The 24021-nt window shown below is 63.7% G+C and carries 19 protein-coding genes, 1 pseudogene and 1 riboswitch; of the genes and pseudogenes, 9 read left to right on the forward strand and 11 right to left on the reverse strand.

What is annotated here, in order from left to right; translation table 11 throughout:
* Positions 1-8: 8 nt before the first annotated feature.
* The 4 genes and pseudogenes from K6301_RS18375 to K6301_RS25105 all read left to right on the forward strand — a co-directional run.
* The gene (locus K6301_RS18375; RefSeq protein ID WP_247221983.1) at positions 9-1592 is read left to right on the forward strand and encodes a GMC family oxidoreductase; all 1584 of its coding nucleotides are present in this window, start codon (positions 9-11) and stop codon (positions 1590-1592) included.
* A gap of 12 nt (positions 1593-1604) precedes the next feature.
* Complete coding sequence (locus tag K6301_RS18380) at positions 1605-3110, forward strand: aldehyde dehydrogenase (protein WP_247221984.1); 1506 nt, start codon at positions 1605-1607, stop codon at positions 3108-3110.
* Between the two features lie 11 nt (positions 3111-3121).
* The gene (locus K6301_RS18385; RefSeq protein ID WP_247221985.1) at positions 3122-4228 is read left to right on the forward strand and encodes a class II histone deacetylase; all 1107 of its coding nucleotides are present in this window, start codon (positions 3122-3124) and stop codon (positions 4226-4228) included.
* Positions 4146-4330: pseudogene (locus K6301_RS25105) on the forward strand (hypothetical protein); the annotation flags it as partial. The gene K6301_RS18385 and the pseudogene K6301_RS25105, both read left to right, overlap by 83 nt.
* Here the strand turns inward: K6301_RS25105 and K6301_RS18390 are convergent.
* The gene (locus tag K6301_RS18390) at positions 4328-5560 is read right to left on the reverse strand and encodes an acyl-CoA dehydrogenase family protein (RefSeq protein WP_247221986.1); all 1233 of its coding nucleotides are present in this window, start codon (positions 5558-5560) and stop codon (positions 4328-4330) included. The pseudogene K6301_RS25105 and the gene K6301_RS18390 overlap by 3 nt on opposite strands.
* Before the next feature lie 493 nt (positions 5561-6053).
* Here K6301_RS18390 and K6301_RS18395 point away from each other — a divergent pair, with 493 nt between their 5' ends.
* Genes K6301_RS18395 through K6301_RS18405 form a run of 3 tightly spaced genes read left to right on the forward strand, consistent with a single transcriptional unit; the run spans position 6054 to position 9428 of the window.
* Positions 6054-7085, forward strand: coding sequence for an amino acid ABC transporter substrate-binding protein (locus K6301_RS18395; protein WP_425475427.1), 1032 nt, complete (start codon positions 6054-6056; stop codon positions 7083-7085).
* Between the two features lie 52 nt (positions 7086-7137).
* Complete coding sequence (locus tag K6301_RS18400) at positions 7138-8373, forward strand: amino acid ABC transporter permease (RefSeq protein ID WP_247221987.1); 1236 nt, start codon at positions 7138-7140, stop codon at positions 8371-8373.
* A complete protein-coding gene (locus K6301_RS18405) occupies positions 8370-9428 on the forward strand; it encodes an amino acid ABC transporter permease (protein WP_247221988.1) in 1059 nt (352 codons plus the stop codon). The genes K6301_RS18400 and K6301_RS18405 overlap by 4 nt, the downstream gene beginning before the upstream one ends.
* Positions 9429-9469: 41 nt before the next feature.
* Here K6301_RS18405 and K6301_RS18410 read toward each other — a convergent pair whose 3' ends face one another.
* The 10 genes from K6301_RS18410 to K6301_RS18455 all read right to left on the reverse strand — a co-directional run bounded on the left by K6301_RS18410 (position 9470) and on the right by K6301_RS18455 (position 20979).
* A complete protein-coding gene (locus K6301_RS18410; RefSeq protein WP_247221990.1) occupies positions 9470-10246 on the reverse strand; it encodes an ABC transporter ATP-binding protein in 777 nt (258 codons plus the stop codon).
* A 49-nt stretch (positions 10247-10295) separates the two neighbouring features.
* Positions 10296-11645, reverse strand: coding sequence for an ABC transporter substrate-binding protein (locus K6301_RS18415; RefSeq protein ID WP_247221991.1), 1350 nt, complete (start codon positions 11643-11645; stop codon positions 10296-10298).
* 54 nt (positions 11646-11699) lie between these two features.
* A complete protein-coding gene (locus tag K6301_RS18420) occupies positions 11700-13028 on the reverse strand; it encodes an ABC transporter substrate-binding protein (protein WP_134648716.1) in 1329 nt (442 codons plus the stop codon).
* 16 nt (positions 13029-13044) lie between these two features.
* The gene (locus tag K6301_RS18425; protein ID WP_247221992.1) at positions 13045-14097 is read right to left on the reverse strand and encodes a branched-chain amino acid ABC transporter permease; all 1053 of its coding nucleotides are present in this window, start codon (positions 14095-14097) and stop codon (positions 13045-13047) included.
* A gap of 3 nt (positions 14098-14100) precedes the next feature.
* The gene (locus K6301_RS18430; protein WP_247221993.1) at positions 14101-14982 is read right to left on the reverse strand and encodes a branched-chain amino acid ABC transporter permease; all 882 of its coding nucleotides are present in this window, start codon (positions 14980-14982) and stop codon (positions 14101-14103) included.
* Positions 14979-15773 carry an ABC transporter ATP-binding protein gene (locus K6301_RS18435; RefSeq protein ID WP_160870517.1) on the reverse strand — a complete coding sequence of 265 codons (795 nt, stop codon included), beginning with the start codon at positions 15771-15773 and terminating at the stop codon, positions 14979-14981. The genes K6301_RS18430 and K6301_RS18435 overlap by 4 nt, the downstream gene beginning before the upstream one ends.
* A 125-nt stretch (positions 15774-15898) precedes the next feature.
* Positions 15899-17305 carry an LLM class flavin-dependent oxidoreductase gene (locus K6301_RS18440; RefSeq protein ID WP_247221994.1) on the reverse strand — a complete coding sequence of 469 codons (1407 nt, stop codon included), beginning with the start codon at positions 17303-17305 and terminating at the stop codon, positions 15899-15901.
* A gap of 188 nt (positions 17306-17493) precedes the next feature.
* Entirely contained in the window at positions 17494-18129 is a 636-nt protein-coding gene (ribB, locus tag K6301_RS18445; RefSeq protein ID WP_247221995.1) for a 3,4-dihydroxy-2-butanone-4-phosphate synthase, read from the reverse strand.
* An 85-nt stretch (positions 18130-18214) separates the two neighbouring features.
* A riboswitch (FMN riboswitch) is annotated at positions 18215-18361 on the reverse strand.
* Between the two features lie 54 nt (positions 18362-18415).
* Entirely contained in the window at positions 18416-19750 is a 1335-nt protein-coding gene (locus K6301_RS18450) for a glycoside hydrolase family 140 protein (protein WP_247221996.1), read from the reverse strand.
* 29 nt (positions 19751-19779) lie between these two features.
* The gene (locus tag K6301_RS18455) at positions 19780-20979 is read right to left on the reverse strand and encodes a glycosyltransferase family 4 protein (protein WP_247221997.1); all 1200 of its coding nucleotides are present in this window, start codon (positions 20977-20979) and stop codon (positions 19780-19782) included.
* A 215-nt stretch (positions 20980-21194) separates the two neighbouring features.
* Here K6301_RS18455 and K6301_RS18460 point away from each other — a divergent pair, with 215 nt between their 5' ends.
* Positions 21195-22433 (forward strand): polysaccharide pyruvyl transferase family protein, encoded by a 1239-nt coding sequence (locus tag K6301_RS18460; protein ID WP_247221998.1) that lies wholly within the window; start codon positions 21195-21197, stop codon positions 22431-22433.
* Positions 22434-22563: 130 nt separating this feature from the next.
* Positions 22564-24021: an oligosaccharide flippase family protein gene (locus K6301_RS18465; RefSeq protein ID WP_247222000.1), complete on the forward strand. Its 1458-nt coding sequence runs from the start codon at positions 22564-22566 to the stop codon at positions 24019-24021.

Here is a 24021-nt window from a genome sequence, read left to right on the forward strand (position 1 = left end):
GAGTTTTCATGTACGACACGATCATCATCGGCGCCGGTTCCGCCGGCTGCGTGCTTGCAAACCGGCTGAGCGCCGATCCGAACCGCAAGGTCCTGGTGCTGGAGGCCGGCCGGGCGGCCCCGCTGGCCTCGGATATTCCATCCGACTGGGTCACCATGTTCAACACGGGTGCCGACTGGGGCTATTACACCGAGCCTCAGGCGGGCTGCCGCGGTCGCCGCATCTTCTGGCCGCGCGGCAAGATGGTCGGCGGCTCCGGTGCGCTCAACGCGATGATCTATATCAGGGGGCTGCCGTCCGACTACGATGCATGGGAAGCGATGGGTTGCAGCGGCTGGGGCTGGAAGGATGTGTTCCCGGTGTTCCTCTTTTCGGAAGCCAATGCCGACATCAAGGACAGCCGCTATCACGGCAACGACGGCCTCCTGCATATCGGCAATGTACCCTATGTCGACAAATATGAGCGGATGTGGATCGAGGCCGCCGAGGCGGCGGGTTACCCCTACAATCCCGATTACAACGGCGAGAGCCAGGAAGGGGTCGGCCTCTTCCAGTTCACCATCAAGAATGGTGAGCGCTGGGGAACCGGCAAGGCCTATCTGCGGCCGGCCCTCGAACGCCCCAACCTCACCGTGGAAACCGGCGTTCTCGTCACGAAGCTCATCGTCGAGAATGGTCGCGCCAAGGGCGTCAGCTATCTCATCGACGGCGTTGCGCACACGGCCTATGCCGAAAGCGAAGTGGTGCTCTCGGCGGGTGCGATCGCGTCCTGCCAGCTGCTGATGCTGTCGGGCATCGGTCCGGCGGACGAACTCAAGGCGGTCGGCGTCGATCCCATCCATGACCTTCCCGGCGTCGGCAAGGATTTGCAAGACCACCTCAACATTCCCATCACCTTCTACACCAAGGAACCGCTCGGCATCGGTGCGTGGACCGACGAGGTGATCGCAGACAGCTTCGAGGAATGGCGCGACTACCGTACCGGCATCCGCTCATCTCCCTGGGTTGCGTCCGGCGGACATGTGTGCAGCCGACCCGGCGTCGAGCCCGACCTGCAGCTCTACGGCGCGATGAGCCCGCACCGCGATTATGCCCGCTTCCTGGGCGGCCAATCCGGTATCACCGCGCATTCCACGCTTCAGCGCCCGAACAGCCGGGGCGAGATCAGGCTCCGCTCGGCCAATCCGATCGAATACCCATCGATCGACCCCAAATATTTCGTGAGCGATCCGGATGGGCTCGACCTCGCCACCATGGTGGAAGGTGTGAAGATCAACCGCCGCATCATGGAACAGTCGCCGATCCGCGATCTCGTCGATTACGAAGTCAGCCCCAGCGCCGAGTGCAGGACGGACGCCGAAATCGCCAACTACGTCCGCGGCCACATGACGACGCTCTATCACCCGTCTTCATCCTGCCGCATGGGGACCGACGCGATGGCCGTCACCGATCCCGCGACCCTGAAGGTGCACGGTCTCGAAGGCCTGCGCGTCGCAGATGCATCGGTCATCCCGAAGATGGTTTCGGGCAACCTCAATGCGCCGACGATCATGGTCGCCGAGCGTGCCGCCCAAATGATCCTCGCCGGTTAAGGAGACGCATCCATGAACATCGCCCCATCCACAGGCAGCTGGCACGACAGGGCCGCGAAACTCTCTTTCGAAGGAAGGCTCTTCATCGACGGCGACTACCGCGAGGCGGTTTCCGGAGCGAAATTCGAGACGGTCAATCCGGCGGATGACAGCATCATCGCGGCGGTGTCGCGCGGCGACGGCGCCGATATCGACCTCGCCGTCGCTTCCGCGCGCAAGGCTTTCAAGTCGGGCGTCTGGTCGCGCATGGCGCCGCGTGCCCGCATGGCCGTCATGCTGCGGTTCGCCGACCTTGTCGAACAGCACGCGGGCGAATTCGCTGTTCTCGACACCCTCGACATGGGCAAGCCCATCCAGGAGATGCTGGCCGTCGATATCCCGCTGGCATTGACCTGCCTGCGCTTCACGGCCGAATGCATCGACAAGATCGAAGGCAGCGTCGGCGCGACGGCAAGCGACGTGCTGTCCTATGTCATCCGCCAGCCGCTCGGCGTCGTCGGCTGCATCGTTCCGTGGAATTATCCCCTGCTGATGACGGTGTGGAAAATCGCCCCCGCCCTCTCGGCCGGCAATTCCGTCGTGCTGAAGCCGGCCGAACAATCCCCGCTCTCGGCGCTGCTGCTTGCGCGGCTCTTCATGGAGGCCGGCGGGCCCGCGGGCGTGTTGAACGTCGTCAACGGCTTCGGCGCAGAGGCCGGCAAGGCGCTGGCCTTGCACGACGGCGTCGACAAGATCGCCTTTACCGGCTCGGCAGAGGTCGGCAAGCTGATGCTGATCTATGCCGGCCAATCCAACATGAAGAAGGTCGCGACGGAGTGCGGGGGCAAATCTCCGCATATCGTCCTGGCGGATGCGGAAAACCTCGAAAAGGCGGCCTGGTGGGCGGCCATGGGCATCTTCGGCAACCAGGGCGAAGTGTGTTGCGCCGGCTCGCGCATCATCGTGGAAAAGTCCGTTGTCCCCGACTTCATCGATGCACTGTCGGCGCAGGCGAAATCCGGCTACGTGCCCGGCGACCCGCTGGACGAGACCACCACGATGGGCCCGCTCGTTACCCGGGAACAGCAGCAGCGCGTGCTGAACTATATCGACATCGGTCGCCGGGGCGGCGCGGACTGCATCCTCGGCGGCGGCGTGCCCGACGGTCTGGAGCACGGCGCCTATGTCGCGCCCACCATCTTCACCGGCGTCAACAATAGCATGACGATCGCGCGCGAAGAGATATTCGGACCGGTCGCCAGCATCATTCCGGTGTCCGGTTACGAGGAGGCGGTCGCCATCGCCAATGACAGCCCGTTCGGGCTCGCCGCCGGCATCTGGACGAGCGACCTGGGCAAGGCGCATCGTTTCGCACGCGATGTCGAGGCCGGCATGGTTTACGTGAACAGCTACATGAATGGCGACATGCAATTGCCGTTCGGGGGCTGGAAGGAAAGCGGCAACGGCCGCGACAAATGCATGGATGCGATCCTCTCCTACACGCAAAGCAAGGGCGTGTGGGTCACGGTCGGCGAATGACGAGGGCAGAGATGACGAAGACCGGATGGAATTTTCATGAACTCTACCTCTGGCACGATACCGGCGCGGCCGCGCAGTTCTTTCCGGCCAGCCTGACCGTCGAACCCGGCGAGCATGCGGAAAACGCCGAAACGAAGCGGCGCTTCCGCAATCTCATGGAGGTCTCCGGGCTCACCGAGCAGCTTACGAGCGTCAAGTCGGTTCCGGTAGACGAGGATGACCTCGCGCTGTTCCATACCCGCGACTACATCCGGCGCATCAAGGCGCTCAGCGACGATCGCGGCGGCGATGCGAGTTACCTCACGCCGTTCGGGCGTGGCAGCTACGAGATCGCCTGCCTTGCGGCCGGCGGCACGTTTGCCCTCATGGACAAGGTGCTTTCCGGCGAGCTCGACAATGGCTACGCGCTGGTCCGTCCGCCGGGCCACCACGCGGAAAGCGATAAGGGCATGGGCTTCTGCCTGTTCGGCAATGTCCCGGTGGCCATCCTGAAGAACCGCAAGAAGCATGGTTTCGAGCGTGTGGCGACGGTGGATTGGGACGTCCACCACGGGAACGGCACCCAGGCCGCATTCTGGACCGATCCCGCCGTGCTGACGATCTCGCTTCACCAGGAGCGGCTCTATCCGCATGACAGCGGCGACCGCGAGGAACGCGGCGCCGGTGCGGGTCTCGGCTACAACCTCAACATTCCGCTTCCGGCCGGCAGCGGGCACGGCGCCTATATCGCGGCCTTCGAACAGGTCGTGCTTCCGGCGCTACGGGCCTACAAGCCCGACCTCATCGTCGTTCCCTCGGGTTTCGACGGTTCGGGCGCCGATCCGCTCGGCCGCATGATGCTGCACAGCGATACCTATCGCGAGATGACCCGAATGCTGATGGAAGCCGCCGCTGACCTATGCGGCGGGCGTCTCGTGATGTCGCACGAAGGCGGCTATTCCGCTGCCTATGTGCCCTATTGCGGCCTCGCCGTGCTGGAGCAGCTTTCGGGCATCAAGACCCATATCGACGATCCCTTCCTGCCCGTGTTTCGAAATTACGCGGGCCAGGAGCTCCGCCCTTGGCAACAGGAGGCGATCTCGGCCGCCGCCGAACTTCTGGCCGGCATTCGCCCATAGCCGCCTCATCGAGAAGGAGGACGCGCTCGGCCGGCACCAGACCGGCCATAACAGCGGCGTCATCCATGCAGGCGTCTCCATCCGCCGGGCAGTCTCAAGTCAGCCTGGCGCCGCGCCGATACGCCACTGGTAGGGCGGCGGCGTGCCGTTGACGGCGAAATCGCCGATGATCCGGTGTTTGTAGATGCGCGGATTGTGCGAGGCGAGCGTGCGGGCGTTGCGCCAGTGACGGTCGAGGCCGGCGGGCTTCTTGGTGGCGGAGGCGCCGAGCGCATCGAAGAGCAGCGTCGAGGCTTCGAGGATCAGATCGGAAACGACCGTCTGGGCCTGTGCCGCTTCGAGTTCGGCGATCGCATTGGCTTTCTCCTCGGCAGCCTCGTCGTCCGCGAAATGTGCGTCGAAGGCCCGCTGAAGGCTCGCTGCGGCCTGGAGCGTGATCGCCGACGCCGCATAGGCAGCGGCACGGATGCGCCCGACAACCTGCAGGACCTGCGGGTCCTCGCTGGAACGCGCCGCGGCGGCGTGTGTGTAGGTCCGCCGCCGCTCGGCCACGGCCTTGGCGACATCGGCCGTAATCGCGCGGCCGATGCCGGCAAGCGTTGCGAGATGAACGAGCTGGTAGAAGGCAGCCGAGTATCGGAAACGCGCCTCGTCGACGACGATGTCCTCCGGCGTCACCACGACATCGCGGAAGGTGGTGGTGCCGCTTGCCGTCAGCACCTGGCCGAAGCCGTCCCAGTCATCGACGACATCGACGCCTTCGGCGTGACGGCGCACGGCCACGGAGATGCCCTCGCCCTCGGCGTTGGAGGCTCCGACATCGATCCAGTCGGCGAAGAGGGAACCGGTCGTGTAGTACTTCGCACCGTTCAGGACGAGCCTGCCGTCCTTCTCGGCGACATGGGTGGCGAAGCGGTCGAGTGCGGCACTCGCACCGATCTCGCTCCAGGCGTTGCCCGTGATCTCGCCGCCGCCGATACGCCCCAGCCAGAGCGCGCGGCGCGCGGCATCCCGGGTGTTCAGGATATCTTCCGTAAAGCCGAAGTGCCCGCGCAGCGCCTGCGTGATATTGGAATCCGCCGCCGAAAGCTCGATCAGCAGGTTGAAGAACTGCGGCAGGCTCGCGCCTTTGCCGCCCGCTTCCACCGGAAGCCGCACGGCACCGAAACCCGCCTCCTTCAAGTCGCGGATCGCCTCATGCGGCAGGTCGCGCCCCAGGTCCCGCGCAATCGCGTTTTCAGCGATCCGCGTAAAGATTGGCCGGAACGGCGCGGCAATGGTCTCGTAATCCTCTCCGGGGCCAGCGCCCCAGGCATTCTCGATCTGCGTCATCTATCCTGCTCGTTGCTATCGTGCCGACCATCGCCGGTCACGCTTGGAGTTGCCGCGAGGGTAGCTGCGCCAGATATGGAATAAAGAAATTCCATATCTTTTATGTACTATTCGGCAAAATGCTGTTCCGCCTTTGGCTGAAAAAAGCGCAACCGGAAAACGGACGACAACGGCTTATGCCGTTCGTTCGGGGAAATGACGATACGAACCGGGCACGCTTTGCCTGTCCAGAAGGCGCGGCAAGCTGCGTATCAAGCTGTCCCGATCCCGTCTAAGCCGGGCGGCCTTCAATAGGTGACAATATCAAACACGGCAACTGACTTGGCCTTTCGCCCTGCGGCGCGCTGGTAGCAATTTTCGTGTCTTTGCCGAAATTTGGAACATCCATTTCTTAAATACAGTAATTTTATAGATAATATGAAAATTACTTTCACTGCCCGGCAGAGTCTCGCTGTGGTGGAAGCTCTTTTTTCGAGAATGGGGACATTTCCATATGAGTACACAGACCACCTTCCGGCGGGCCGTACAGTCCGTCGCCGCCGCTGCCTTCCTCGCCACGACCATGCTATCGGGCCTGGCTCACGCCGGCCCGACGCTCGACAAGATCAACCAGCGCGGCACCATCAAGGTCGGCGTCGGCACCACACCGGGCTTCTTCACGCCCGACAGCAACGGCAAGTGGCAGGGCTTCTTCATCGATTACGGCCGCGCCCTGTCGATCGCGGTCTTCGGCACCCCCGATAAGGTGGAGTTCACGTCGTCCTCGCCGCAGCAGTGTCTTCCCGCCCTTCAGAGCGGTGAATTCGACATCCTGCTCTCGGGCGTCACGGTCACCGCCACCCGCGCCTTCAAGCTCGGCTTCCATTTCGGCCCGACGGTCTTCTATGACGGTCAGGGCATCCTGGTCCGCAAGGACCTCGGCGTAACGAAGGCCGTGGATCTCGACGGCGCGACGATCGGGGCGCAGAGCGGTACGACGGGCGAACTGAACGTGGCCGACTTCTTCCGCAAGACGGGCAAGACCTTCACGCCCGTGACCATAGAGGATACCGGACAGTTCATCGACGCACTGGAATCCGGCCGCGTCGACGCGATCACGCAGGACTCCTCCGATCTCGTCGGCAAGCGCACCCAGCTGAAGAAGCCGGATGACTATGTCCTCCTGCCGGAACGCCTTTCGAAGGAGCCGCTCGCACCGGCTATCGCCGGTGGCGACGATCGCTGGCTCGAACTTGTGAACTGGACCGTGAATGCGACCATCCAGGCCGAAGAATGGGGCATCACATCGGCAAATGTGGACGAGTTCCTCAAATCGGAAGACCCGGCAATCCAGCGCTTCCTCGGCGTCGACCCGTCCTTTGCCAACGATATCGGGCTCGATCCGAAATGGGCTTACAACATCATCAAGACGGTCGGAAACTACGGTGAGATCTTCGACCGCAACCTGAAGCCGCTCGGCTGGGAGCGCGGTTACAACAGTCTGTGGACCGACGGCGGCCTGCTCTATTCCCCGCCCTTCCGCTAAGCCGTGATGATGACGAACGACCACCCGTCTGGAATTGCGTAAAGGCGAGGACATGGAGCATTTTCGCGATTCCGGGCGAAACGCGCCGGTTTCAGGTCGACGCGTTTTCCACATCGTCCTGTCGGGCCCGCCGCGGCCCGGCCTGGCCGCGAAAATCCAGGCATGGTGGGGCGGCTGGCCATGGGGCCAGCTCGCCCTTCTGGCCGTGTGTGCAGCATTGGGCGCGCTGTTCATCGGCAATGTTCTGGAGAACATGGCGCGCATCGGCATCCTGCCGGGTTTTGCCTTTCTTTCGAGTTCCGCCAACTTTGAAATCGGCGAAAGCCCGATCGCCTTCCGCGCGGGGGATACCTATCTGCGCGCGCTCGTTGCGGGCCTTCTCAATACGCTGAAGGTTTCCCTGCTCGGCTGCCTTCTCGCGACGATCCTCGGTGTCGCGGTGGGCGTGGCGGGGCTCTCGCGCAATTTGCTGCTCTCCCGCCTCGTGCGCTGGTTCATCGAGATCACCCGCAACACGCCGCTCCTGCTGCAGCTGTTCTTCTGGATGGCGCTTGCGAAGGCGTTACCGGCGCCACGCCAGGCATCGGGCGTGTTCGATGCGGTCTTCCTCACCAACAGGGGTGTCTACATACCCTCGCTCTACTTTGTGGGCGGTCCCTTCGGCATCGTCGCAGCACTCGGAATTGCCGCAATTGCAACTCTGGTCCTCATCGTCCTCCTGCGGGCCACCGGCCGGCTGACGCGTCGTTCCGGCATGGTCGCCACCGGGCTCGCCGTTGCCGCCCCCTTCGCTTTCCTTCTTCTCACCGGTGCACGGCCGGCGGCGGAACTGCCGGCGCTGTCAGGCTTCAACATCAGAGGCGGCCTCAACCTCTCCCCGGAATTCGCCGCACTGTTGACCGGCCTCGTGGTGAAGTTCGCGGCGCTGATCGCGGAGATCGTCCGCGCAGGCATACAATCGGTCGGCAAGGGTCAGTGGGAGGCGGCGCGGGCGCTCGGGCTGCACGACGGCCATATCATTCGCCTCGTCGTGATGCCGCAGGCGCTGCGCGTGATAACGCCGCTGACGACATCGAGCTATCTGGACCTCACCAAGGATTCGAGCCTGGCCGTTGCCATCGGCTTTCCCGACCTGGTCAGTATCGTCAACACGACCGCCAACACGACCGGCCAGTCGATGGAGGCGCTGATCATTCTCATCGGCGCGTTCCTAACTATCAATCTCGCGCTTTCGGCCCTGATGAACATCTACAACAACCGTGTCGCGCTCAAGGGAAGCAGACGATGACCACACGCCTTGCCCGTGCGCTGCCTGGCCTGCGCGCCGGCCTCTTCGGAACGCGCGCCAATACACTCGTCACGCTGGCGACACTTCTTCTGCTGTGGCAGACCGTTCCACCGCTTTTGCGCTGGGCGGTGCTCGACGCCACCTTTACCGGTGACGCGAATGCGTGCACGCGGGCGGGCGCCTGCTGGGCCTTCGTGACGGCGAAGCTCCGCTTCATCCTCTTCGCCTTCTATCCGCCGGACCTGCAATGGCGGCCACTCCTGGTGATCGTGTTGCTGTGCGCGATCCTTGCGGCAAGCGCCCTTCCGCGCTTCTGGGGACGTGGGCTCATCCTTGCCTGGCCACTGACGATCGTTGCCTGCTGGCTGCTCATGCAAGGCGCCTTCACGGCAACGCCCATTCCTTCCAACCAATGGGGCGGCCTGCCGGTAACGCTGTTCGTCTGGGCCTTGTGTTTTGCCGCCGCGACGCCCATTGCCGTGCTGCTGGCGCTTGCCCGCCGCTCGAACCTCGGAGGGCTGCGCACCTTCGCCGTCCTCTATATCGAACTCATGCGCGGCACGCCGATGGTCGCCATTCTCTATGTCGCCATGCTGATCCTGCCGATGGCGCTGCCGGATGGCCTTTCCATCGACAAGATGCTGCGCGCGATCATCATGGTGACGCTGTTCTGGGCCGCCTACATTGCCGAGGTCATCCGCGCCGGGCTTCAGGCCGTGCCGAACGGCCAGGCGGAAGCAGCGACGGCGCTCGGGCTCGGATACTGGCGCATCCAGGGCCTCGTCATCCTGCCGCAGGCCTTTCGCATCGTTATCCCCGGCATCGTGAACCTCGCCATCGGCTTCCTGCTGGCGACCTCGTTGCTCGCCGTCATCGGGATATTCGACCTCCTGAACGCCGCCCGCGCCTCCGCTGCCGATCCGCAATGGCTCGGCTTCTACAACGAGGCATATATCGTCGTGGCCGTCATCTACTTCGTGATCTGCTTCGGCGCCTCGCGCTACAGTCAGTGGCTCGAGCGCCGGCTGGGAAATAACGGGGCGGCGCCCGCATAGGCGCCACCCCGCCGCCCACAAACTTGCCGAACCGTTGGCACTCAGGCCCCGGACCCCAGATAGATGTGATGCAGGTCGTCGCGCTGGGCGAGGTCTTCCGCCTTGCCTTCCAGCGCCACGCGGCCGCTTTCGAGAAAATAGGCGCGGGAGGCATGGGCAAGGGAAAGGGCCGCGTTCTGCTCGGCAAGCAGGAAGGCCACCCCCTTCTCGCGGTTGAGCCGGACGATGATCCTGAAGATCTCCTGGACGATGGTCGGCGCCAGCCCCATCGAGGGCTCGTCCAGCAGGACGAGGCGCGGCTGCGTCAAGAGTGCGCGACCGATCGCTAGCATCTGCTGCTCGCCGCCGGAGGTGAGCCCTGCCAGGGTTCGCCTCTTGTCCTTGAGGCGGGGGAACCAGGCATAGATGTCGTCCAGCTGGCGCACGAGTTCGCCCCGCGCCGGCTTGTGAAGAAACGCGCCCGACAGCAGGTTTTCCTCGACCGTCAGATGCGAGAATACCCGCCGGCCTTCGAGCACATGCACGATGCCGCGTTTCGTCAGGCGGTTTGCCGCCGTCCCCAGGATGTCCTGACCGTCAAAACGCACATGTCCTTGCCGCACCGTCGCCCTGTCGGCAGCCGCCAGCCCGGATATCGCCTTGAGCACCGTGCTCTTGCCCGCACCATTGGCGCCGAGCAGCGCGACGATCTCGCCCTGGCCGACGGTCAGCGAAACATCCGCGACCGCCAGGATGGCGCCGCCATAGACGACCTCTATGCCCGACACGTCGAGAAGACGACGATCGGCGGCGACAGGCAGTTCAGGCTGAAGGGTCATTTTTCTCTCCTTGTGGGACCGGGGCGGCTCCCGCCCCGGTCCTGATGGATCAGTTGGTGCCGACGTCGCGCGGCGTGATGCCGTGCTCCTTGGCATAGGCGGCGGACTTGGCGTCGATCAGCGGGCGCAATGCCTCGCGGTCGGCCTGAACCCAGTCGCTGACAAGGTTCCAGTTCTCGCCGGTCCACTGCTGGACACGCACGGCGCCGCCACCCTCGTGGTCGGCAGGCGTCAGCTGGAGGTTCTGGACGAGACCGAGGAAACCGGCCTTATCGAGTGCGGCATCGTCAAGCTTGAGGTGTTCCAACGCGCACTGACCTTCCTCACCCGTGATCGGCCTGTTGCCGAATTTCGCCTGCGCCTGCCGGACGATTTCGACCGATATGAGCGCATCGACGAGGCCGGAATTGTAGTAGACGCTGCCGAACGCCTTGGTGTCGCGCAGATCCGACTTGCCGGTATCGATGATGTGCTGCTTGAGGCGCTTGTGGATCTCGAAATCGGCGCCGGCCGGATAGGGTGTCAGCGCGAGATAGCCCTTTGCGGCGTTGCCGGCGGGAATGACGTCCTCTTCCGAAGATGCCCAGACATCACCGATGATGCGGTCGGCCGGGAAGCCGAAGCGCTGCGCCGTCTTGATGGCGACCGGCGTGGAAACGCCCCAGGTGCGCAGGAAAACCCAGTCCGGCTTCTGCTCGCGGACCTGGCGCCACTGCGAGGACTGCTCGCTGCCCGGATCCGGCACCGGAATCTGGATGTTCTCGAAACCGTACTTCTCGGCAAGCAGCGCCAGCGGATCGAGCGTTTCTCGGCCATAGGCGCTATCATGGTAGACGGTGGCGATCTTCTTGCCCTTGAGCTTGTCAAAGCCGCCTTCCTTCTCGGCGATGTAGTTCACGACGGCCGAGGCCTCGCTGTAGAACGTCACCATGACCGGGAAGATGTAGGGAAAGACGCGCCCGTCGGTCGCTTCGGTGCGGCCATAGGCCAGCGTCACCAGCGGAATCTTGTCCTGCGCCGCACGGTCGGACAACGCATAGGCGGCCGGTGCGCCGTTGGGGAAATAGGCAGAGACCGGCGCGCCGTTCAGGCCGCGCTTGAAGCGTTCGTAGCATTCGATGCCCTTTTCGGCCGTCCATTCCGTCTCGCATTCCTGCCAGACGATCGGCACGCCGTTGATGCCGCCCTCCACTTCATTGATGTAGCGGTAGTAGTCGATGCGACCCGCCCAGATCGACGCGCCGGAGGCCGCATAGGGACCGACGCGATAGCTGGCGATCGGGAAGAACTGCTTGTCGCTGTCCGGTCCCGACGTCGTGTCGATTGCCTGTGCGGAGCCCGCAAGCACCAGCACGGAAGCGGCTGCGACGATCGCGCCGCGCAAGAAAGTCTTGAACATACCCATCTCCTGTTGGGGGTCGAGACGTGGCACCCGCCACGCCCCGCCATGGAATCAATTGGTTTCGGTTTCCGGCGTGCGCGGCGTGATGCCGTTTTCCTTGGCGTAGGCCGCGGCGCCCTCCTTGATCAGCGGATTGAGAAGCTCGTGGTCGGCCTTGATCCAGTCGGTCTGGAGCACCCACTTCTCGCCGTCCCAGCTCTGGATGCGGGCCGCCCCGCCGCCCTCGTGATCGGTGGGCGTGATCCTGATCTGCTGAAGCAGGCCCTTGAAGCCGATTTCCTCGAGGCGCTTGTCATCGATGGTCAGGTGTTCGAAGGCCCAGCGGCCCTCCTCGCCATTGAGCGGGCGTGCGCCGAAATGCTTGTAACCGGTGCGCAGCGCTTCCACGGCGAGCGCCGCATTGACGAGGCCGATATTGTAGTTGACGGCGCCAAACAGCTTCTGGTCCCGCAGGTCGGACTTGCCCTTGTCGAGGATCTCGGCCTTCAGGCGCTTGTGGATCTCGAAATCCGTTCCGCCCGGATAGGGTGCGAGCGCCGAATAGCCGATGGCCGCGGTGCCCGCGGGAATGGCGTCGGATTCCGACCCCGCCCAGACGTCGCCGATGATATGATCGGCCGGGAAGCCGAAGCGCTGGGCCGTCTTCAGCGCAACGACCGTCGAAACGCCCCAAGTGCGCAGGAAGACCCAGTCCGGCTTCTGCTCGCGGATCTGGCGCCACTGCGGCGACTGTTCGTTGCCGGGATCAGCGACGGGGATCTGGATATTCTCGAAGCCGTACTTCTTGGCGAGCGCCTCGACGGCCGGCTGGCTGGCGCGGCCATAGGCGCTGTCATGATAGACGGTCGCGATCTTCAGGCCCTTGAGCTTGTCGAAGCCGCCGACCTTGTCGGCGATGTAATTGATGCCCGTCGACGCCTGGCTGTAGTAGCTGAACAGCAGCGGGAAGGCATAGGGGAAGACCGTGCCGTCGACCGTCTCCGTCTTCCCGCCGGCCGGATCGATCAACGGGATCTTGTCGGCTGCCGCCTTTTCGAGCAGCGCATAGGTCGCCGGCGTGCCGTGGGTGAAGAAGAAGGCGAGCGGCGACCCGTCCTTGCCGGCCTTCACACGCTCATAGACCTCGACGGTGCGGTCCGGGCTCCATTCGGTCTCGAACTCCTCGTAGTTGAGCTTCACACCCTCGACGCCGCCTTCCACCTCGTTGATGTAGCGGAAATAATCCCGCTCGCCGGCCCACCAGAGTTCGCCGGATGACGCATAGGCGCCGACGCGATAGGTCGGCAGCGGGATATACTGGCTCACCTCCTCGGCCGAAGCCGGGGTGAAGCTGGAGAAAAGCGTGCCGGCTAACAACGCGGCGACAAGCAGACGTTTCATGGTTCAACTCCTGGGTTCAAGATGGGAAAAGACGGCGGCGCGCACCCTGCGCTCGCTGCAAGCCGAGAAGCCTCGCCAATCCTTCCGGCTCCTTGATCAGGAACCAGATGATGAGGAGGCCGAAGATCGCTTTCTGGATGTTCTGGAGCAGGCCGGCATCGACATGGCCGCCGAAGACGTGCTGGAACAGCCAGTCGAGTGCCAGCGGCAGAAGGCTGACGAAGGCCGCGCCGAAATAAGCGCCGCGAATGGTGCCCAGACCGCCGATGATGATGATGAAAAGGATCTGGTAGGAGCGCGTGAGGCCGAAGCTCTGCACGCTGGCAGATCCGAGATAGGCGAAGGCCCAGAGCGCGCCGGCGATGCCGAGGATGAAGCTTGAGACCGCGAAGGCCTGCAGCTTCGCGCGAAAGACCGGGACGCCGATGACTGCGGCGGCCGTATCCATGTCACGGATCGCCATCCAGTTCCGCCCCGTCTGGCCGCGGATCAAGTTGAAGGAGAGGAGCGTCAGGAGCGCGACGATGCCGAGCGTCAGGTAGTAGCGACCGTGCGGCGTATTGGCCTCCAGCCCGAAGAAGGAGAGGCCGCGCGACAGCGCGATGGTGGCGGACGAGTTGCCATTGTAGAACCAGGGAAACTTCAGGAACAGCCACTCGAAGAAGAACTGGGCGGCGAGCGTGCTGACGATCAGGTAGAACCCCTTGATGCGCGTCGACGGAATGCCGAAGAGAAGCCCGACGGCACCCGCGATGAGACCCGCCACGACCAGCGCCAGCGGCAACGGCAGATCGGGAACACGCAGCTGGAGCGAGAAGGTCGCGTAGGCGCCGACCATCATGAACGCGCCGGCGCCAAGGGAAAGTTGGCCAGCGTAGCCGGTCAGGAGATTGAGGCCGAGGCCAGCGAGGGACAGGATCAGGAACGGCACGATGATCGCGTTGATCCAGTATTCCGAAGCGAGGAAAGGGGCGGCAAGAAGCACGGCGATTGCCGCCGCAATGCCGAGCGCCTTCAGGCCGACGGGATCGACAGGTTCGGCGGCAGCGGGCAGGTTGATCTCGGACATGGCTCAGACCCTTTCGATCTGTCGTTCGCCGAACAGGCCGGCCGGGCGGATGAAAAGGAAGACGAGCGCCAGCACATAGGCGAACCAGGGCGTGATGCCGCCGCCGAGATACGGGCCGATATAGGTTTCGGCCAGGCTCTCGCCGGCTCCCACGATCAGCCCGCCGACGATGGCGCCGGGGATCGAGGTGAAGCCGCCGATGATGAGGACGGGAAGAGCCTTCAGCACCACCAGCGACAGCGAGAACTGCACGCCCTGGCGCGCGCCCCACAGCAAGCCGGCGACGAGGCCGACCAGTCCGGCGACTGCCCAGACGATTTGCCAGATGCGGTTGATATCGATGCCGAGCGACAGCGCCGCGCGCGTATCGTCCGCCACGCCCCGCAGCTGGATGCCGATGCGCGTGCGGTTGAACAGCAGCGACAGGACGACGACGATTGCAAGCGCCACGCCGGCGGCGATGAGGTCGAACTGGCTGATCATGATGTCGCCGAGGAAGATCGGCAGGTCGTCGATGCCGAGGTTCAGGGCCCGCACCTGCGATCCCATGATGCCCTGCGCGACGCCCTCCACGACATAGGAGAGGCCGAGTGTCGCCATGAACAACGTCATGGGGCTGCGGTTGGTCAGCGGACGCAGCAACAGCTTTTCGATGGCGATGGCGGTGACGATGAGCAGGGCGATCGTCACGGCAATCGCACCGAGCGCCGGCACGCCCTGATCGGTGAGCGTGACGAACGTGAGCGCGCCAAACAACAGCAGCGAGCCCTGGGCGTAGTTGAAGACGCCCGACGCCTTGTAGATCAGCACGAAGCCGATGGCGACGAGGGAATACATCGTGCCGGCAAGCAGGCCGCCGATCAAGGTTTCCAGGAACATGTTCATGCCGCGGCCTCCGCATGTTGTGCGCCGAGATAGGCAGCGATGACATCCGGATTGTCGCGGATGGTTTCCGGCGGGCCGTCGGCCAGCTTGCGTCCGTAGTCGAGCACAACGACATGGTGGGCGAGTTTCAGGACGATGCCGATGTCGTGCTCGATGAGAACGACGGTGAGGTCCAGCTCCCTGTTGAGCCGCGCGATGACGGCCGCGATCTCCTGCTTTTCAGCGGCGTTCATTCCGGCCAGCGGCTCGTCCAGCAGAAGCAGGCGAGGCTTTGCGACGATGGCGCGGGCGATCTCCACCTTCTTCTGAACGCCATAGGGCAAAGTGCCGACGACAGTTTCGGCATGTTTCTCAAGGTCGAACAGCTTCAGCACATCCAGAGCCCGCGCGCGAAACGCCTTCTCCTGCGAGAGCGCACGCGGCAGCCGGAACGCCTCCTCGACCAGCGTCACGCGGGACTTGCGCGACAGGCCGGCAATGACATTGTCCAGCACGCTCATGCCGGAAAACAGCGCATTGTTCTGGAAACCCCGGCCGATTCCGCGCCGCGCGGCCTCGAGCGGCTGCATGCGCCGGAAGTGTTCGCCCTCAAACACGATCTCGCCGGAATCCGGTATATAGACGCCGTTCAGAATGTTCAGCAGAGAGCTCTTTCCAGCGCCATTCGGACCGATCAGAGCGCAGATTTCACGGCGCTCGACCTGAAAGGACAGGTCCGAAATCGCCTTGACGCCCTTGAAGGAGAGCGAGACGTTTCTGACTTCCAGGGCGGGACCAGCTGAAGTGGTCATCGTATCATGCTCCTCATTGCGTCCTGACGCACACAGGCCCGCGCTCGCCCGATCGGTGACGGGGCGTCCGGTCCGTATGCTGGGAAGGGTTGGCGGCTACGGCCGCGCGTAAAACTAGATCGGCGTCATGCAGCCTCGCCGGCGGCGGCATCCGCCTCCTCGCGCTTCACCCGCTCGATATCGCGGAAGCGATGGGCGGGGTGGCTTTCCGGAAGGTACGGGCCATCGCCGAAAAGCTTTTCGCGAAGCGTGCCGTCCCGGTAACCGGTGGCGTAGACACCGCGCTTCTGGAGCTCCGGTACGAGATAACCGATCACATCGGCAAAGGTCTCGTGTGCGAGGGCATAGGCCAGGTTGAAACCGTCGATATCGGTCTCTTCCACCCATTCCTGCAACAGGTCGGCAACCGTCGCGGCGGACCCTACAAACAACGGCCCGAGACCGCCGATGCCGCCCCACTTCGCTAGTTCCTCGATCGTCCAGACCTTGTCGCCTTCCGACAGGTGCTCGACGGCCGAGATGATGGCGTTCGTCTTGACCTTCTTGACCGTGTCGGCGGGCTTGTAGTGACCGAAATCGATGCCCGTCCATCCGGACATCAGCACCAGCGCACCGTCATACGAGGCATACCTCGCGTATTCTTCGTATTTCGCCCGCGCTTTCGCATCGGTTTCGTCGACGATGATCGTCGCCATCGCATAGATCAGCACCTTCTTCGGGTCGCGGCCCTGCGCGGCGGCGCGCTGTCGGATATCGGACACATAGGCCCGCGTCGCATCCTTGAGCGGTGTCGAAATGAAGACGCATTCCGCATGGCCTGCCGCGAACTGCTTGCCCGCGCCCGATGCGCCGGCCTGGAAAAGAACCGGCGTGCGCTGTGGCGACGGTTCGCTCAGATGATACCCGGGGACCTCGAAATATCTGCCCTTGTGGCCGATCTCGTGAATCTTCGTGGGGTCGGCGAAGATGCCGCGCTCCTTGTCCCTGACAACAGCGCCCTCTTCCCAGCTGCCCTCGAGGAGCTTGTAGAGCACCTCGACATACTCGGTCGCCACATCATAGCGGTTGTCATGGGAGCGAAGCCCGCCTTGTCCGACATTCTTTGCACCGCTCTCGAGGTAGGAGGTCACGATGTTCCAGCCGACACGACCCTTCGTGTGGTGGTCTGCCGTCGAGAGGCGCCGCGCGAACGTGTAAGGGTGTTCGAAGGAGGTCGATGCGGTAATGCCGATCCCGAGATGCTTGGTCGCCTGGGCGATGGGATTGGCCAATTGCAGCGGATCATTGACGGGGATCTGCACGCCCTGGAGCAGGGCATTGTCCAAATTGCCCTTGTAGACATCATAATAGCCTACGACGTCGGCGATAAACACGGATTCGAAGAACCCGGTTTCAAGGAGCTTCGCGAGATCCGTCCAATAGTCGAGATCCTTGTATTCCCAGGAGCGGTCGCGCGGATGACGCCATAGGCCGGGGGATTGGTGCCCCACGCAATTCATCTCGAAGGCATTGAATCGTATCGTCTTGCTCATGAAGTCTCGTCCGTTTGGCTGGACGAGACATTATGATCCCAAAACGATGCCGGACAGGCATTCTATATTTTTTATAGAATTTATCTTGAAACAAATTTCCGCTGCGCTTCAGGCCCAGGGTGCCGGCCTTTCACCAAGCCGATACCCTGCGTTCAAAGCCCTTCGTCGTTGACTTAGCAGAGACCCGATCAAGCCGCGTTCGCGGACGCGTCGGATTGGCGTGCCTCGATGAAGCCGATCAGATCCTCGACGCTGATGAGCGGCAGTTGATGCTGTTCTGCGAAGGCGATCAGCTCCGGCAGGCGCGCCATGGTGCCGTCGTCGTTGGCGACCTCGCAGATCACACCCGACGGCACCTTGCCAGCGAGACGCGCGAGATCGACGGCGGCTTCCGTGTGGCCCGGTCGGCCGCGCACGCCGCGCGGATGAGCGCGCAGCGGGAATATGTGGCCCGGTCGTGCAAAATCCTGCGGCCGTGCGGCGGGATCCATCAGCGCCTTGACGGTTATCGCCCGATCAGCCGCCGAAATACCCGTCGTCGTGCCGGAAAGATAATCGACGGAGACGGTGAAGGCGGTCTGGAGATACTCCGTGTTCTGGGGAACCATCAGCGGAATGTCGAGCGCATCGAGACGCTCGCCCTCCATCGCCACGCAGATGAGGCCGCGGGCGTGTTTCATCATGAACGCGATGATCTCGGGCGTCACCGCCTCCGAGGCGACGATGATGTCACCCTCGTTTTCACGGTTTTCGTCGTCGACGACCACGATCATGCCACCACGTGCCAAGGCCGCGATTGCGTCTTCAATTTTCGACAGTGCCATTTCATTGCCTTTCAAGGGTTGCCGTAGCGGCGATTCATCCCTTGGGCGAACAGGCCTGCATCCGCGCAGACGAGCGGTTTTGCAGACATGCCCTCTTCCATCCGGACTTTAACCGTCGGCTCCGGCATCGCACCGGATCTGCTGACCCCTTCATTCGCGAAAGGCGCTCGCGGGCTCCGGGCTCTCGCCCGATACCGCCGGTGGGGAATTTCACCCCGCCCTGAGAACATCTCTAGATAAGGAATTTTGATAGGAAAATGCAAGAGCGGCGTTAGGTATCACCGATCTAATTGTCCCGCAGGCCACCCGCCGCCCGCAGAACGACCAGCCAGTCCGTGGCGCTGGATGCTCTCGAGGATGTCGGCACCACCAGTCGTCGCAGGTCGGCTTCAGGCTCCGTGGCGGCGAGTGCACCGGTCGCGGGATCGTACCATTCGACGGCGTCGGTCGCGGCCGCCAGGACCGCAGGGTCGAGATCGAGCGCGGCGACGCCCTGGACGTAGGCGGCGGCAAAGGTTCCATCGCCTGCGACGGCGAATATGGCATTGGCGGACGGTATGCCTTCGATATGACGCACGAACCGCCCGTCGTCCGGTTTCAGTTTCCACCAGTCGAAGCGCTCGAACAGGCCCGCCAGATGGCCGATGCTCTTTGCCCCTTCGCTATCGAGTGCCTGCCGCCATCCCTCCGGCGTGTCGTAGAGAGCGGGGCCGCTGAAATGCCAGACGGGGTTGTTGCCGAAAACCTGGCCGCTCGCACCCGACAGAAGCGCACCATAGGCGATCTTGCGGATTTCGGCCGCCTTGACCCCATGCTCTCCTTCATAGCGCGACTCGATCATGAAGAACGGCCGGTGCGGCCCGGCCCGATAGCGTGCCTGCACGGCGGCCGCGACATCCTCGTAGGTGTAGACCGTATCGATGGACAGCCATTTCGCATCGGGCCAATAGGCGGCCGTCGCGCTGTCGCGATTGCCGTGGACGGTCTGCATCGCGCCCGGCGCCCCCTCCTCGATGCCCAGCGCCAATGCATCGACCAGCGCACGGTCCGGTGGATCGTAGTCACCGCCCTGCACCCAGATGATGTTGGGATAGCGGGCATAGCGCTTGCCGATATAGCGCCCGTAAGCACGCAAGGTCTCCGGCCCCGCCGCCGCCATCTCCGCATACCAGCCCTGTGGCCCACCGTTCGCACCGGTATAGGCCGGTGCCAGCAGCACCAGCATGCCGGCCCGAAGCGCGGCATCAAGGACGTGCTCGGCATCGGCGAAATAGCGATCATTCGGTCGCGCGAAGTCACCCGGCGCCAGGAAAGGCGCGACGCCGGCTGCGTTATTCGGCGCGTTGCGCGCGAATTCATGCTCGATCAGCGAGACCAGGATGGTGTTGAACCCTCGCGCCTTTCGATCGGCAATGTAGAGATCGGCATCCTCGGGCGGAAGATCGGCGATCAGCGACCAGGCCGCATCGCCTGTGATGAGGAACGGCTTTCCGGCCGCATCCTCCAGATATGTGCCTAAAGCGGCGATGCGCAGGGGAAAGCGCGCCTCGGCACCGGCTGGCATGACGCGACCGGCCAGCAACATGAGGCCGATCAGTAGGGTAAAACCAATGGTCCGCATCTTCCCTGTTCCTTGTTGGATACCATGGCTCAAAGCCGCTCCCGGACACCCCGCAGCCAGTTCTTCAGCGGCCGCGGCAGAAAGGTGCGCAGGCCGGCACGCAGCCCGCGCGGTATCGACCAACCGTCGATCGAAAGGGGTGCGGCGATTGATGGCGGGTCTGCCGCGATCCCGCGCAATATCGTGGCGTAGCCGGCCGCCATGTGCTCCACCGTGAAAGCGCCTTCGACCTTGCGACGCGCAGCGACCGAGAGGCTACAAAGCTGCGCACGATCCGTGTCGAGAGTGCGAACGGTCTCGGCAGCACTGGCGGTATGGCCGACCGGGAAAAGCAGCCCGTCACGGCCATGCTCCACGATCATGTCGGTAACGCCGCGAAGCCGCGAGGCGACCGGCACGCATCCCGCCGCCATGGCCTCCACCAGCGCCATCGGCAATCCTTCGTAGCGCGATGGCATGAGGAAGATATCATGGCGCGCCAGCAGCGCGGGCACGGCTTGCGTCGCAACGGCTCCGGCATAAACGATCCGCGGCGCCCGTTCCGGCATCGCAGCCTTCAATCGTTTGAGATCGGGGCCGTCGCCGGCGATGGTCAGGGTCGATGATGCCGGCAGCCGCGCCAGGATGTCGGGCAGCCAGAACACACCTTTGGAGGCGTCCTCGATCCGTCCGAGAAAAAGAAGGCGAAGTCCCTGCCCGCTCGGTCGTGGCGACCGTCCGGTTTCGGGGAAAGCATCCAGCGCAACGGCGTTGGCGATGACGCTGGTGCGCCCGGCGGGGAAGTGATGGCGCTTCACAAGATCATCGCGGCAGCGCTGCGACACGCAGACCGTCGCATGCACATGAGGCCGGATCGCCTCGGCCGCCGCATAGGTTCCCGGCGTGATGTTGTGTACGACCATCAGGCGAATGAGATCGGCGGGAAGATAGCGCACGATATTGGTCTGTATGCGGTCGCTGAGCACATTGACCACCACGCCGTCAAACCCGCCCGCAAGGATCGCCCTCTCCAATAGGCGCGCGGCGGCCCTGTCGTCCACCTGGGACGGTACCTCCACGAGCGTGCCGAATGCCGCTTCCTGCTCCAGTCCTGAAGCAAGCCCTTGGCCCGCCGGCGCGAGGCCGAGCCAGCAAAGCTCGATCCCGTGCGGGGCGAGACCCGCACGCAGGTTTCTGAACACGGTGTAGGTGCCGCCGAGATGCGGCAGGACGAAATAGGCGATCTTCATGGCGGCCCTCTGCTTCTTTTGTAAGCCGGATGGGTCATGGGAGAAGCTGGGCGTTGGAGGCCGCGGGCGGCTCTTGGCAGGAGATGGCCTGCTTTCTACCTCTTTCGGCGCAGGTCCTGTCTCCGAATATCGGCGTTTTCCGCACTGCATCACGGCGCGATAGTGCGGCCGCTTGACTGTCCTTTCAACGCATACTCGACAGCGGCGGACGCTCCATGAAAATCGCCTTGCTTGGGCAATTCGGGTCCGGAAACTCGGGAAATGACGGCTCGCTTGAGGCGATGCTCGGCTTTCTGCGCGGAGCGCTTCCCGATGCGAACCTGTTATGCGTCTGCTCCAATCCGGCAGCGATCCGCGAACGGTTCAGACTTGACGTGATCGGCCTGCGCGCCCGCAGGGCCTCTGTCTCACGAACGCGGCGCTGGCTCGAAAGTGGGCTGGGGCGCAATTTCAGCCGGCTCGTCAGCCTTGCCTCGATCCTGCGCATAATGGGCGATGTCGATGTGATGGTGATCCCCGGGACGGGTATCCTTGATGACTTCCAGGAGTCGCCTTTCGGCTGGCCGTTCATCGTTTACTGGTGGTGCCTTGCCGCCAGGCTGCGCGGCGCCCGCATCGCCTTCGTCAGCATCGGTGCCGGCCCGATCCGCGGCGCGCTCAGTCGCTGGTTCCTCACATCGGCCGCGCGCATGGCCACCTATCGCTCTTACCGCGATGACTTTTCCCTGCGCTACGTCCGGGGCCTGGGCATCGACACCGCGCCCGACCATCGCTTTCCCGATCTTGCCTTCGGGCTGCAGGCGCCGGCGCAATCCGACGCCCTGCGTGACCGGCAGAAGCCTGCAACGATCGGCATCGGCGTCATGCGATATCGCGGATGGGAGCGTAATCATGCCGACGCGGAGGCCATCTACGCCACCTATGTCGAGAAGATCGCGGAGGTCGCACGCCGGCTCCTGGATGACGGCCACTACATACGCCTCTTCATGGGCGACACATCGGATGAAAAGGCGCTCGACGATATCCTTGCCGCCCTTCCGGAAACCGGCAGCCGCGGGCGGCTTTCGGTGGCCCGTACGTCCTCGCTGCAAGCGGTCATGGATGAGGTCTTGAAGGTCGATGTCGCCATCGTTTCGCGCTTTCACAATTTGCTCTGCGCCCTCAAGCTCAATCGCCCTGCCCTGTCGCTTGGATATGCGGAGAAGAATGACGAGCTGATGGCCGCATTCGACCGCGCCGAATTCTGCCAGCATATCGAGCGCTTCGACGTGGAGCTGGTGCTGCGACAGGTGGACATGGTTCTGGACGACCTCACCGCCGCCGGAAACGTCATCGCCCGGCACAACACGGCAATTCGTGCCGAACTCGTGCGTCAGCAGAATCTGCTTCTCGCACAAGTGCTGATCGGTCGGCACGGCAAGACCCTACCACTTGTACAGGATGCCCTACGCTGAATGGACAAGTGGGCATCGTCGCGCGTGCGCCTATCCTGCTTGCAACCATCGGAATGAACCTCGTGATCCAGACACCGCAGACCTCCAGCCATTTCCCGAAAGTGTGAGCCGCATGGTCCGACGCGCGTATATGATGGCATCGCTGGAGCAGTATTTCGCGCTCCTGATCAATTTTACCGTGCTGGTGATCATGGCCCGCATCCTGACGCCCGGCGAGATCGGCGAGGCCGTGACGGGCCTGGCTATCGCCGTCGTCGCCTTCTCCGCGCGCGAATTCGTCACGTCCGAATTCCTCATCCAGCGCGGCACGGTGGACGTCGAAACGCTGCGAACCGCGCTGACACTTCAGGTCGCAGTCAGCGTGATGATCGCCGCGGCCCTCGTCGCCCTCTCCGGCCTTATCACCCGCTTCTATGCCGCGCCGGATCTCTCCTTCTTCCTGTCGCTGGCAGCGGTGGCGGGCGTCATCGAGGCGCTCGCCCAGCCCGTTATCGCGCTCCTCCGACGCGAGATGGGCTTCGGTGTGCTCGCCTGCATCCGCACGGCGGTTTCGCTGACCGCGGCACTGTTCACGATCGTGCTAGCCGCCCTTGGCTTCGGCCCCATAGCCTTCGCATGGGGTATGCTCTCGGGATCGTTGATACTGGCAATCCTCGCCGTGACCTGCTCACCCTTTCCCGCAGCCGCGATCTTCCGCCCGGGCCTTGCGCGCTGGCGTGAAGTGCTCAGCTTCGGCCTGTTCAAGGGCGCAGCGCTCGTGGTGGAACGCCTGCACGAAACCGTGCCGCAGTTGATCCTGGGACGCATCGCCTCCATGACCTCGGTCGCGCTCTACAATCGCTCGAATACCCTCTGCGGCATCCCAGACCGGATCATCATGTCGGCCTTCTACAGCATGGCCTTTCCCGCGCTGGCAAGCCGCGTGCGTGACGGTCACGACATCGAGAAGACCTATCTCGGCGTGCTGGCCTACCTGTCCGTCCTCTACTGGCCGGGCGTGTTGCTGATTTCCCTCCTCGCCCCCTCGATCGTCGGTATCGTGCTTGGGCCACAATGGACCGAGGCCGTGCCCGTCGTTCGCTTGCTGGCGCTCGCGGCGGTCTTCTGGCTGCCGGTCATCGTGACAGGACCGCTTCTGCTCGCGCTCGGCCGCAACAGGGACGCCTTCCTGGCAAGCCTGGTCTCGCGCTGCCTTGCCGCCGGCATCCTTTGCACCGCCAGCCTCCATGGCGTGATGGCCATGGCATTGAGCCAATTCGTCTCGCTGCCGCTCCAGATGGTGGTCGCGCTCGCCTTCGTGCATCGCCACGTCCGCTTTTCCCTGTCCGGCCTTGCGGCGGCGCTGATGCCAAGCGCCATCGTCACCGGATTTTCGCTGGTGGGGCCTGTCGCGCTCCTGGCGATGCCCGGACATCAGGAGGCAGGGCTTCTCGTCTTTGCCGGTGCAATCCTTCTTGCCGGCGGTGGATGGCTGGCAGGGCTGCTTGCCACGCGCCATCCGTTTCTTATCGAACTCCAGGTTCTGCTGAATGCCGGCCGCGACCGTGCCCGCCGGCTGCGACGATTTCTCGTGGCATCAGGAGCATGA

Source organism: Shinella oryzae (genome assembly GCF_023038235.1).
In the GTDB taxonomy this organism is placed as follows: domain Bacteria; phylum Pseudomonadota; class Alphaproteobacteria; order Rhizobiales; family Rhizobiaceae; genus Shinella; species Shinella sumterensis.